The sequence below is a fragment of the Anaerocolumna jejuensis DSM 15929 genome, assembly GCF_900142215.1.
In the GTDB taxonomy this organism is placed as follows: domain Bacteria; phylum Bacillota; class Clostridia; order Lachnospirales; family Lachnospiraceae; genus Anaerocolumna; species Anaerocolumna jejuensis.
Window position 1 is genome coordinate 19762 of sequence record NZ_FRAC01000039.1, and the last position, 12737, is coordinate 32498.

At 38.5% G+C, this 12737-nt stretch carries 6 protein-coding genes; 5 read left to right on the forward strand and 1 reads right to left on the reverse strand.

The genetic code is table 11. The features are described 5' to 3' along the window. Positions 1-97: 97 nt before the first annotated feature. The 3 genes from baiCD (at position 98) to BUB77_RS26315 (ending at position 6541) form a co-directional block, all read left to right on the forward strand. The gene (gene baiCD / locus BUB77_RS26305; protein WP_073280153.1) at positions 98-2038 is read left to right on the forward strand and encodes a bile acid Fe-S flavoenzyme BaiCD; all 1941 of its coding nucleotides are present in this window, start codon (positions 98-100) and stop codon (positions 2036-2038) included. A gap of 449 nt (positions 2039-2487) precedes the next feature. Next, positions 2488-4803, forward strand: coding sequence for an ABC transporter ATP-binding protein/permease (locus BUB77_RS26310; RefSeq protein WP_073280154.1), 2316 nt, complete (start codon positions 2488-2490; stop codon positions 4801-4803). A 277-nt stretch (positions 4804-5080) separates the two neighbouring features. Continuing rightward, entirely contained in the window at positions 5081-6541 is a 1461-nt protein-coding gene (locus tag BUB77_RS26315) for an MFS transporter (protein ID WP_073280155.1), read from the forward strand. Positions 6542-6564: 23 nt separating this feature from the next. Here the strand turns inward: BUB77_RS26315 and BUB77_RS26320 are convergent, their stop codons facing one another. Then, positions 6565-7446, reverse strand: a complete 882-nt coding sequence (locus tag BUB77_RS26320; RefSeq protein ID WP_073280156.1) for a helix-turn-helix transcriptional regulator — start codon at positions 7444-7446, stop codon at positions 6565-6567. A 157-nt stretch (positions 7447-7603) separates the two neighbouring features. Here BUB77_RS26320 and BUB77_RS26325 point away from each other — a divergent pair, with 157 nt between their 5' ends. Then, complete coding sequence (locus tag BUB77_RS26325; RefSeq protein ID WP_073280157.1) at positions 7604-10177, forward strand: family 78 glycoside hydrolase catalytic domain; 2574 nt, start codon at positions 7604-7606, stop codon at positions 10175-10177. A 37-nt stretch (positions 10178-10214) separates the two neighbouring features. Continuing rightward, a complete protein-coding gene (locus tag BUB77_RS26330) occupies positions 10215-12737 on the forward strand; it encodes a family 78 glycoside hydrolase catalytic domain (RefSeq protein ID WP_073280158.1) in 2523 nt (840 codons plus the stop codon).

The window sequence follows — 12737 nt, forward strand, 5'->3', positions numbered from 1 at the left end:
AATAGTATTGATATGGTTAGATAAGAAGGAATAGAAAGATCATATATTCCTTTTGAATTTGATTAAACTTAGGCATAACACAAAAAGGAGGATGGTCATGAACTATAAATATTTATTTAGTTCCATTCAGGTAAGAGGATTGGAGCTAAAGAACAGAATTATATTCCCTGCTATGGGGACGAAGATGGCAACGGAGGATAAATTCGTTACGAAACAGTTAATAAATTATCAAGTAACCAGAGCTAAGGGGGGCTGTGGATTGAATTTTACAGAAGTCTGTTCTGTATATGGCAAGGCTGCACCCAAAAAATTTCTTTCCATTAGTGAAGATAAATATATACCGGGGTTGAAGGAGTTAACAGAAGCCATCCACGAAGCAGGAGGTAAAGCAGGAATTCAATTATGGCTGGGAGGTCTTGCAGTAGGCAGTGACCAGAGTCAGATGATAGTTATTCCAAGTCCCATACCTGTGCCTGGGACGGAATATACATTGCCGGGAGCAAGCCTTGAGACCATACACGAAGCAGTAGAAGCTTTCGGTGCTGCGGCAAAGAGAGCGGTAGAAGCAGGCTTTGATGTAATCGAATTCCATGCAGGTCATAATTATACTCCCCATTCTTTTTTAAGCCCCTATTTTAACAGACGTACAGATGAATATGGCGGTGAACTTAAAAACCGGGCCAGATTCCTGTTAGAGTGTATTGAGTCTATAAGGGAACATATACCAATAAATATGCCTCTATTTATGCGAGTGGATGCTCATGATGATTATCTGGAAGGTGGACTTACAATAGAGGAAGTAATTGAATTTTGCAAGATGGCAAAAGAAGTCGGAGTGGATGTTCTGGACGTTTCCAGAGGCAATTTCTCCAGTGCGGCAATAAAATATGAGGTTCCTCCAATTGACCTGCCAAGAGGTTTTAATGTGGAGAATGCCGCTAGAATCAGAAGAGAAACCGGTATGTTAACTGTAGCGGTGGGAAGAATAAACGATCCTTCCCAGGCTGATGAGATTCTGAATACTAATAAGGCGGATATGGTTGTAATGGGACGAGCTCAGCTTGCTGATCCGGACTTCTGCAATAAAGCATTTGAGGAAAGGACAGAAGACATTGTTCGCTGTGTAGGCTGCAATCAGGGGTGTTATGATGGTTTCGTATCAACGGAAATGCCTTTTATTACATGTCTTCGAAATCCTGCTCTCGGCCGTGAAGAGGAATATCAGGTCAGTATGACACTTAATCCTAAGAAGGTCTTAATTGCAGGAGGAGGAATTGCAGGATTGGAAGCGGCCCTCCAGTTAAAGAAAAGGGGACATTACCCGGTGCTTTGTGAAGCTTCTTCTTCTCTTGGGGGGCAGTTTGCACTTGCAGGAGAAGCACCAAGGAAGGGCGAAATGAAAGAGGCTGCCCTTGCAATAGCAGAGCAGGTTATAAAAGAAGGTGTTGAAATAAAATTAAATACACCAATTACCGAAAAACTGATTGGTGAACTTAAACCTGATGAAGTTTTTATAGCCATTGGTTCTACACCAATTGAACTGAAGATTCCAGGAGCAGATCTGCCCCATGTTACTAATTCCCATGATGTTCTTGCTGGCAAAAGCAGAGTATCCGGAAAAGCTGTAGTTATTGGCGGAGGGCTGGTTGGACTTGAGGTTGCCGAATACATCCATGATAATGTTGACAGTATAACAGTAATTGAAATGCTTGATAAAGTGGCAAAAGATTTGGGAGAGTTGCGAAATATATGTGTTATGGAGAGCCTTTATGCTGGAGGAGTACAGACGGTAACCAATGCTAGATGTATTGAAATTAAAAAAGATGCTATTGTGGTGGAAAGACTTGGAAACGTCGAGGAAATTTCATGTGATAGTGTTGTGGTAGCTATTGGATCCAAATCAAGAAGTTTTGATAGTGTTAGAATTTATTGTGAGGAACAGGGAATATTGGTACATGTTATCGGTGATGCCCTAAAGGCAAGACGAGCCTTGAATGCGGTGGCCGAGGCTAATGAGGCTGTAAGGGCTATTTCATAGCAAAAAATAAGGGGAAATTGTAGAAAATCAGCATAATAATACGATAGAGTTATTACATGATATGATACTATCTAAGTATGCACAAATGGAAATAATCCAGTAAAAGGTGGGAAAAGAGGTTTAAGATGTACTGCATAAAGAAATAGCAGTTATCTGAAACCTCTTTTTCAAGTATAAAAAGGTTTTAACTCAGAATTCACATTTCGATAGAAATGTTTGTATTGCTATGTAAAAACACGGATGCAGGTTCAGGTTCTACGGATACGGGATAAAGATTTAGCATAAGACTGTTCTATATGGAGTTATAACGTTGCTTAATTATGCGCATAGGAAAAATTATTGACTGTTGCTAGTGTTAGCTTATATTTTATTAGTCTAGTTAAAAAAAAGTTTAAAACTTACTGATATACTGATTTCAGTTCTAAATAACAAAAGGAGAGAATCAGTATATGCTACAGTTAAAGAATATTAAAAAAAGCTATACAACAGGTGAATTTACACAGGTAGCCTTGGATGGCATTAATATCAACTTTAGGGAAAGTGAATTTGTTGCGATTTTAGGACAGAGCGGTTCCGGTAAGACGACCTGCTTAAATGTCATTGGGGGACTAGACCAGTATGATAGTGGAGATTTAATAATAAATGGAAAATCCACAAAAGATTTTGAAGATTCTGACTGGGATGCGTACCGTAATAATAGCGTTGTGTTTATATTTCAAAGTTATAACCTCATATCACATTTAAGTTTGGTAGATAATGTGGAAATGGGTATGACGCTAAGTGGAGTTTCTTCTGCCGAAAAACATTCCAAAGCAATCAATGCATTGGAACGAGTGGGATTAGAACAGCATATCCACAAGAAACCTAGCCAGTTGTCAGGAGGTCAGATGCAGAGGGTTGCCATAGCAAGAGCACTGGCAAATGACCCGGATATCATCCTGGCCGATGAGCCTACCGGTGCTCTGGATTCCCAGACAAGTGAACAGATTATGGAACTGATAAAGGAAATTGCAGCTGAAAAACTGGTCATTATGGTAACACATAATCCGGAACTGGCTGAGGTTTATGCAGACAGAGTTATACATTTTAAAGATGGCAGGGTGGTAGAGGATAGTATGCCTCTGGCAAATCAAAGAGTAAATGAAAATTATGAGATTAAGAAAACAAGCATGAGCTTTGCCACAGCCCTGAAGTTATCCGGTAAAAATATCGCCACCAAGAAATGGAGGACAGCCCTTACGGCCGTTGCCTCCAGTATCGGAATTGTGGGGATTGCCTTAATTCTTTCTTTATCAAATGGTTTTGATAAAAAAATTAGTAGTTACGAATCGGGCTCATTATTAAATTTTCCACTAACGGTTACCCAAGGAATATCAACTTCTATGTCGAATATGACAGGAACAGATTTCTTCAAGGAAGCAGAAGGAGCCTACCCGGAGGAATCAAAAGTTTTTTCTCATGATGCTGCCAAAGAGGTAGTCGTTCATAACAATATATTTACAGATGAATTTATGAATTATATCAAAAAGCTAGATTCCAAAGTACTTGATGGTATTTCCTATTCCAGAAACGTTAATATGAATATTCTGAAATCAGACGGGAAAACAGCTTCTGCAGTCAATACCGGATCAGTTAATATTACTTCTTTTCCTACCAAGATAGATGGGGATTCTGAGAGTTATTTAAGTAATTATTATGAATTGCTGGCAGGTGATTATCCCAAGTCAGAAAATGAACTACTTCTTGTAGTGGATAAATTTAACCAACTCGATGTATCAGCCATGGAAGCGCTGGGGCTTGATTACAAAGCGAAAGAAATTAATTTCGAGGATATTATAGGAAAAGAGTATAAATTAATTTTAAATGATAATTATTACAAACAGAAAGGCGAAACCTTCAGCATTAATTCGGATTCTGCAAACTTGATTGATTTGTATAACGAAAAAGATACAATTAATCTAAAAATCAGTGGTATCATCCGTGCTAATGAGGATGTCGGTTCAGCAGCACTGCCTGCAGGGCTTGCTTATTCAGACACTCTTGCGGAATTCTTTATTGATAATGCCAAAGATTCCAATATTGTAAAGGCACAGGAAAAGGCTGATTATAATGTTCTTACCGGGGAGGTTTTTTCTGAAGTTTCAGATAATCCTTATGCTGTTACCAGAGAAAAAGTTCTGATGTCTTTGGGAGCTTCGGTGTTACCAAATACCATATCTCTATATCCTTCCGATTTTACTGGCAAGGATATAATTACCAAATATTTGGATGGATGGAATAAAAATTTAAACGATGACGAAAAAATAATTTATACGGACATGTCCTCTTTGATTACGGGCTTATCAGGAGGCATTATGGATGGTATAACCCTTGTATTGATTGCATTCGCGGCAATATCCCTGGTAGTATCGCTTATTATGATTGGAATTATTACTTATATCTCAGTAATGGAAAGAACCAAAGAGATTGGTGTATTACGAGCTTTGGGAGCAAGAAAAAAGGATGTGACCAGAGTTTTTAACGCTGAAACAGTAATTATTGGAACTTGCTCAGGGTTACTTGGTATCCTGTTGGCTTTTATACTTACTATCCCAATAAATATAGTTTTGGAGCATCTAACCGGACTTACTGGTGTGGCGGAATTAAATCCTCTTCATGCAGTCCTATTACTAACCATCAGTCTTTCACTTACAGTTCTGGGAGGGTTTATCCCGGCTAAGATGGCATCGAAAATGAATCCAGTGGAAGCGTTAAGAGCTGATTAAGAGTTATTGGATTGAGAAAAAACTACAGATTCGGGCTATGGTAAACATTTGCATTCTGTTTTTCATAGCCCTTTCTTTGTGTTTTGTGTAAATCAAACAAATATTAACAGCTAAATCAAACATTTTTATACGCTCTGTGATTAAATTATAGAAAACAAAACAATATTGCAATAAAATAGACAATAATGCAATACTCTGCTATAGAGATAATATAAACTGTTTACAAGACTTCCAATAGTAATTTGACTGATTAAAGATTTAAAGGAGAAGGAAAAAGATGAACAACTTGAGAGTACTCTTACAAAGGAAAGTTTTCGATTCACGTATTAAATCCCGAGACACCACGGGAAAGGAAAGATGGCTTGGATATCTGATTGGTCCTAGTGGTGCCCTGCTCTTAAATGCAGTACTGGCAACCTATTTAAATGTATATTACACCGATGTGTTGGGTCTGACTCATTTTTGGGGAGGGGCATTTTTGGTGGTGTTCCCCATTGTTTCAAAGATAATTGACGCATTTATTAATGTATTAATGGGCTACATAATTGACAGGACAAAGACAAAACAAGGGAAGGCAAGACCGTGGCTTTTGTTGTCCGCACCTTTTTTGACACTTTCGGGTATCCTTTTGTTTGCCGTACCCAGTGCCAGTAGTGCGGTACAGGTAATATGGGTGATGCTTTCCTATAATCTCTATTATTCCTTTTCCTTTACCATATATAATATGAGTCATAATCTTATGGTGCCCCTATCTACCAGAGATTCTTCTAAGAGAGGGAAATTGTCAGTATTTAACCAAATTGCTGCCGTTATGATAAGCGGTATACTGGTTGCTCTGGTGTTTCCCATGGTAATCATGCCTGCAGTAGGACTGAACAAAAATCTTTGGATTACGGTTATGGGATTGATATCCTCACTTGCACTCCCTTTAACCTTGATGGAATATTATTTTACGAAGGAGCGGGTAACCGAGGAGAGTGAAGGACAAGAACAGGAAAAGCTGGCATTTTTTACACAGTTAAAGACTATCTTTACTGATCGTTTTATGCTGATTGTCTTTGGGTATTTTCTGCTTCAGATAACAGGTTCCAGCATTAAGAACCTTGGTCTGGTATACTACAGTAATTATGTTCTTGGCACCTATAATGATGGTATCACGCAGATGATGCTGTCTGTAATAGGCGGAATACCTATGGGAATAGGAGTGTTTGCCGTCTGGCCCTTGGCTAAAAAGTTCGGTAAGCGAAACTTAATTCTTGCAGGTTTTGTGCTCTATGGCATAGGAAGCGGTATCTGTTGGTTGTTTCCAGCTAATATGACAATTGTGTTAATTGGACAGTTTATCAAGAATATCGGAGGATTGCCTTGCGCTTATGTATTTATGGCACTTTTTGCAGATACGTTAGATCATATAGAGTGGAAAGCTGGTTTTCGTTGTGACGGAATTGCCATGTCCATCTACAATACAATAGCCGTTGCTATGAGCGGAATCTGCACCGGTATTTTTAATGGGTTGCTATCCGCATCTGGTTACATAGTACCTTATCACGATGTAACGGGTAAACTAATAGCGGTACAGTCCCAGGGAGTTAAAAATGCTATAACCTTTTCTTTTGTGGGATTGGAGACATTGACCAGTATTGTGCTTATTATTCTTTTAATATTCTTAGATGTTGAAAAAGATATTAGTAAGAAGCAGGCTGAAATCAAAGCCAGAAGAAAAGAAACCTCATGTTAAAAATATTCTCAGAAGCAATATGCTCACCGAATACCATCTCGCCATTGTTGAGGAGTTACATTGCAATACTGTTTGAATTTAACTGTAAAATAACTTTGTGTAGAGTATTGTAAGTAGGCACTAATATCAGATAATGCCATGGGAGTATTCGCCAAGAGATATTTTGCTTCTTCCAGTCGTTTCCTGCTGGTATATTCCTGAATAGACATTCCTGTTTCTGATCTAAATCTATATGACAGGCTACCGCGATTTAAAAAAGTAAGTTCAGCGAGTATATTTAAATTAATTTTTTCATGGAAGTGCTGATTTATGTAATTACAACAAAATTGTGTCTGGTTAGAATAATTTCTGGAAATATCATCTATAGGAACACTTAGTGAAACCTGTTCCATTTGCTGCAATGAATATAGATTTTCCTGTCCTATGAAATAGCTGCCGATTGATTCTGATGAAAGTGTGTCAATAAGCGTAATTCTCTGGGTAAAAATATATTTAGCCATTGCAGCAATGTTTTGTAATTTGATATAAGAGGTACGAGGGGATGACATAATCATGCTAAGAAATTCAGCGGCCATTCCTGTGGGGATATAATGATTGATAAGCTCAATAATATTTTGTGTCTTTAAGGAGATTGCGCTGGCTGGTCCTATTATTAAATAAAGATATTTCTTGAGTTTGATAATCGCGCAAGAAAAGCCTGCACAGAGATTAGCAATACTAATCTCTGACTTGGGGTTTTCTGTATGAATGACCTGTAGGAGCTCTTTAAAATTTGAGGGCATAAAATATTTTTGATTTCCACTGGGAAAAGATGCCTGAATATTACCGGCCTCCTCAACTAATGTCAGTGGAAGTCCTGTAACAGAATAAAGAATGTTTAACTTCCATAAAATATCTTCTTTCATAGTAATTCTTACTTATCCTCCTATCATCATCTTATAATTACATTTATATATAATTATCTTTCAAAATTAACACAAAGTCAACAAAATTAATATAAGAATATAAGACGAATAAATATAATTAAATATAATAGCTAGTAACCGAATGGAGGGCAATAAGATGAAAGGTGTATATTTGAGAACAGAGTATTTGGAAAATCCGATAGGCATTGACAAAGTCAAACCCAGATTTTATTGGAATTGTGAAAAAGGAACAACACAAACAGCATACCAGGTTTATGCACGTTTTGAAGATAATACACAAGCATGGAACAGTGGTAAAACAGCCTCTTCACAGATGACCCATATTACATATGATGGTTCACCATTAAAGAGCCGGGATACAGTTTTTTGGAAAGTTAAACTATGGGATCAAAATGGAAGAGAGGGTGAGTGGAGCGAGGAGGTTTCTTTTGAATTAGGCATCTTACCACAGGATGATTGGCAGGCAAAGTGGATATCAGGTAATTATACTCCCCAAAAAAATGTACGGTATCCGGTAGATTGCTTTAGCAAGAAGTTTACGGTTGATAAAGTAATAAAAGCAAGGCTCTATGTTACTGCCTGTGGGATATATGAAGGACGGTTAAATGGAAAGCATATTGGAAATTATGTCCATGCACCGGGCCATACCGATTACAGAAAAAGAATACAGTATCAGGTCTATGACGTATTAGCGCTGTTGAAAGAGGGGGAAAATCAACTTACCTTTGAACTGGCTGACGGCTGGTATCGTGGAAGTGTAGGTGCATGGGGGTTTGTTAATTTTTACGGAAATCAAACTAAGCTGTTAGCACAGTTAGAATTAACTTATGCAGACGGCAAAACCACATCGATTTGCTCCAACCGCTCTTTCGCATGGAGTAATGATGGACCAATACGTTTTGCAGACACAAAAGACGGCGAGAAGGTAGATGCCAATATGGTTCCTTCCTATAGTGGAAATGCTATTGAAATGGTTTGCGATATTGTTCCCTGTGCATCTAATAATTTTTCGATAGTTGAAAAGGAACATTTTAAACCGTCTGTTAGAAAGACACCTTCCGGAATGATACTGCTGGACTTTAAACAGAACCTTGCCGGATACCTCAAGTTTAACTTTCATGCGAAAAAGGGGCAGAAGTTATTTCTGCAATTTGGTGAAATGCTGGATGTGGAAGGTGAGTTTACTCAGAAAAATATACAATGTGTAAAGAAAGATAAGAGAACACCTCTTCAACAGGTAATGTACATCAGTAAAGAAGGAGAAAATACTTATAAAACAAAATATGCATCCTTTGGATTCCGATATGTACTTGTTAAATCCGAAGTTGAAATAAAAGCAGAAGATTTTACAGCGATAGCCGTATATTCCGATATGAAGGAAACAGCGAAATTTAAATGCTCAAATGCTTTACTTAATCAATTCTTTGAGAGTACGATGTGGTCAATGAAAGGCAATTCAGAGGATGTACCGACTGATTGTCCTACGAGGGAACGGCATGGATGGACGGGAGATGCTCAGATTTTTTTTAAGACAGCCGGCTATCTGATGGACTATGCTCCCTTTGCTAAAAAGTTTATACGCGATATGACAGACAGGCAAAGTAAAAATGGTAAGTTTCATCAAATTGTACCAGAAGGCGGAGAAGATCCACTTATGAGAACCATGAATGGTTCTGTAGGATGGGCAGATGCCGGAGTATTGATTCCTTATCGCTTTTGGAAATTATTCGGAGATGAAGAAATACTGCGTGAAAACTATGATGCTATGAAGAACTACGCTAGATTTATGATGAAGAGGTGTGGGAAATTAGGATTTCTGGCAAAGCCATTATATTTGAAGGGAAGAGAAAAAAAATATGTTGTCAACTGCGGCCAGTCCTATGGTGAATGGGCAGAGCCGTCAGATGTATGGAAATTGAGCTGGAAGGATATGGCCAGTCCCCATCCCGAAGAATCAACTGCATATACACATTTTGTAATGAAACATATGGTGGAAATAGCGCGGGTATTAGGGAAGGGTGAGGATTGTAAAATATATCAGAGATATGCAGATGGAACAAAACTGGCTTATCAAAAGCTGGTTAGTAAAAAAGGATTCTCTTTGGACACAGACCGCCAGGCAAAGCTAGTACGTCCACTATATATGAATCTGTTAAATACAGAGCAAGAAAAGTATGCAAAAAAGAGATTAATACAGGCTATGGAAAGTTATAGCTGGAGGTTGGGAACAGGTTTCCTCTCCACACCGTTTATTCTCTATGTACTAGCAGAAATAAATATTGATTATGCATATCGGCTGTTGGAAAATGAAGAAATACCCGGCTGGCTGTCCATGCCCAAGAATGGAGCGACTACCATATGGGAAAACTGGGAGGGTGATTTAGGAGACCAGAAAAATGCTGCTTCTTTAAACCACTATTCAAAGGGAGCATGCATAGAGTGGGTAATAGAAGAAATGTGCGGTATTCATGTCAAAGGAGAAAATGAATTTATTATTGAACCTAAGCCCGGAGGAACCATTACATTTGCAAAAGCAGAATATCAAAGCATTTATGGTGCGGTTATAAGCGGCTGGCAGAAGAAAGAGGATCAAATAGTTTACAGCATACGGATACCCAGTAATACCATAGCAGATATATTGCTGCCAAATGGGACGAAACAAACCGTTAAGAGCGGAGAGTATGAATATGTTCAGAATACACAAATTTAAGCCATATGCGAAAAATAATGAACGAGGAGCTTGATATATGATTGTACCAGTTCGTTTAGAAACAGAATATATGAAAAATCCGATTGGCATAGATGTTATATCGCCATTAATTAGTTGGAATATAGAGGGGGAAAATCAAAAAGCTTTCCAACTGGTGTTACAAGGAGATGCCGGCAGCAGTTTCGATACCGGAGTAATTGAAAGCAATGTAATGTGGTACAGAGTGCCCTTCCCCTTTGCGATGCGGGAAAAAGTGCTCTATACCCTCAAAGTATATGGAGAATCCGGGGAAGGAAATAGTGCAAAAGGCAGTTTTGAAATGGGTCTTGGAAAAGAGAATTTCCAGGCCAAGTGGATTAATCCTGAAAACTATGACATCGAAAAAGAGAAACGTTATCCTGGCAGTTGTATAAGAACATACTTTGAGGTTGAAAACTACCGGAAAGCGCGTCTTTATACAACTGCAAGGGGGAATTACTCTGTATTTCTTAATGGGAAACGACTTCCTTTTGTACTGGAACCAGGGACTTTTCAAGAACCACAGCGACAGATTTACCAGACTAGTGACATTGGCGGCTATTTAAAGGAAGGAAAAAATGAAATCTTATTCTATCTGACAGATGGCTGGCACAGGGGATCTATGGAAAATAGGGGAGAGACAAACCGTTTTGGAACGGACATAGCTCTGTTGACCCAGGTGGAATTAGATGGGGTTATAGTTGCTGCGTCGGATAAAACATGGGAGGCCAGCCAGAATGGACCGATTCAATTCTCTGATTTGATGCAGGGTGAGACATATGATGCAAGACTTGAGGAAATTAAGAATTGGCATAAGGTAACGGAAATAGATATTGGTTATCAAAACCTGGTAAGTTCCAATATGCCCCAGGTAACAGAACATGAGAGGTTTCACGGAACACTGGTAACAACACCATCCGGCAGTACTGTAATAGATTTTGGTCAAAATATTGCAGGCTATGTTGAGTTCTCTTTTTTGGCACATGAGGGCGAGCTGCTGGAACTGGAGTTTGGTGAAACATTGGATAAGGATGGTAGTTTTACTAATAAGAATTTTCAAAATCCTAAAAAAACGATCTATCAGAAAATAATCTATATCTGTAAGAATGGGAAAAATTCATACAAGCCTTTTGGAACTTATATGGGGTTCCGCTATATGAAAGTGAGTGGGAATGTTAAAGTCTCAGAAAAGGATTTTACAGCGATAGCAATATATACAGACCTGGAATTTACGGGTGATTTTTCTTGTGGAAATGCGGAAATAAATCAGCTGTTTTCCAATGCTTTATGGAGCCTTAAGGGAAATTTCACTGACATCCCCACGGATTGTCCAACCAGGGAAAAAAGTGGTTTTACGGGTGACTTTCAAGCATATATTCATACAGCCATGTATTTAACAAACTGTTATGGTATGGCAAGAAGATGGTTAAAAGAACTCGTAGCTGCCCAGTATGAAGATGGCTGCCTGCCTATGATAGCGCCGAATGGTCAGAAACGGATGCAGTTTGATGGAGCCGGCGGCTGGTGTGATGCTATTACGATTGTAGCTAAAAAAATAGGAGAACGTTATAATGATTATTCAGCTGCAGAGGAAGTTTATGATAGCATGAAACGCTGGGTGGATTATGATATGGCTCGGGCTAAGAAAAAGACACGTCTTTTAAACAGAAAAAATCCTTATAAACATTACCTTCTGGATACGGGTATGCATTGGGGGGAATGGCTGGAACCAGGTACAAATACCATAAGGGATATGTCAAAAATTGCTTTACAGGGTGAGCCGGAGGTTGCAACAGCATATCTTAGTGTATCCTGTTGTATTTTAAGTGAAATAGCTGGGCGTTTAGGAAAGAAAAAAGATGAAATCTTTTATAGTGAAGGTGCTCAAAATACAAAGTTGGCATATCACCATTATTCTTTAAAGAAGGGTAAGATTAACTCTAAGAGGATGTGCCGTTATGTTCGTCCTCTGGTTTATAACCTATTGACAAGCGAAGAAGCCAAAAGTGCCGCGGCAGAATTAAATAAATTGGTCATAAAAAATAATTATTGTCAGAATACCGGATTCCTGTCCACCCATGAATTACCAAGAGTGTTGACTGATTACGGATATACAGAAACGGCTTACCGTTTACTGTTGCATGAAAGCTGTCCCGGATGGATTTATCCTCTCAGAAAAGGTGCCACAACAATATGGGAGCAATGGGATGGAATTGATGAGCAGGGAAAACTACATGCGTCCTTTAATCATTACTCTTATGGTGCCATTGTAGGCTGGCTATTCGACCGTGTATGTGGGATTGTGGTAAGGGACGGAAAGATTACTATTCGCCCGTATCCACATATTTTATTAAAAGAAGCCCGAGCTTCGTATCTTTCTCCTTATGGAAAAATAGTTAGCAAATGGAGAATTGTACGAGACAATATCTTATATGACATTGAGATACCAGGAAATATGTCGGCAGAACTTATATTAGGTAAAAGCAGCTATAATATATCATCTGGAGTATATCATTTTAAAGAAAAATATAGAGAGGAATGA

Coding starts and splice junctions, on each gene's coding strand:
- baiCD (WP_073280153.1), top strand. CDS start 98: ATGAACTATAAATATTTATTTAGTTCCATTCAGGTAAGAGGATTGGAG.
- BUB77_RS26310 (WP_073280154.1), top strand. CDS start 2,488: ATGCTACAGTTAAAGAATATTAAAAAAAGCTATACAACAGGTGAATTT.
- BUB77_RS26315 (WP_073280155.1), top strand. CDS start 5,081: ATGAACAACTTGAGAGTACTCTTACAAAGGAAAGTTTTCGATTCACGT.
- BUB77_RS26320 (WP_073280156.1), bottom strand. CDS start 7,446: ATGAAAGAAGATATTTTATGGAAGTTAAACATTCTTTATTCTGTTACA.
- BUB77_RS26325 (WP_073280157.1), top strand. CDS start 7,604: ATGAAAGGTGTATATTTGAGAACAGAGTATTTGGAAAATCCGATAGGC.
- BUB77_RS26330 (WP_073280158.1), top strand. CDS start 10,215: ATGATTGTACCAGTTCGTTTAGAAACAGAATATATGAAAAATCCGATT.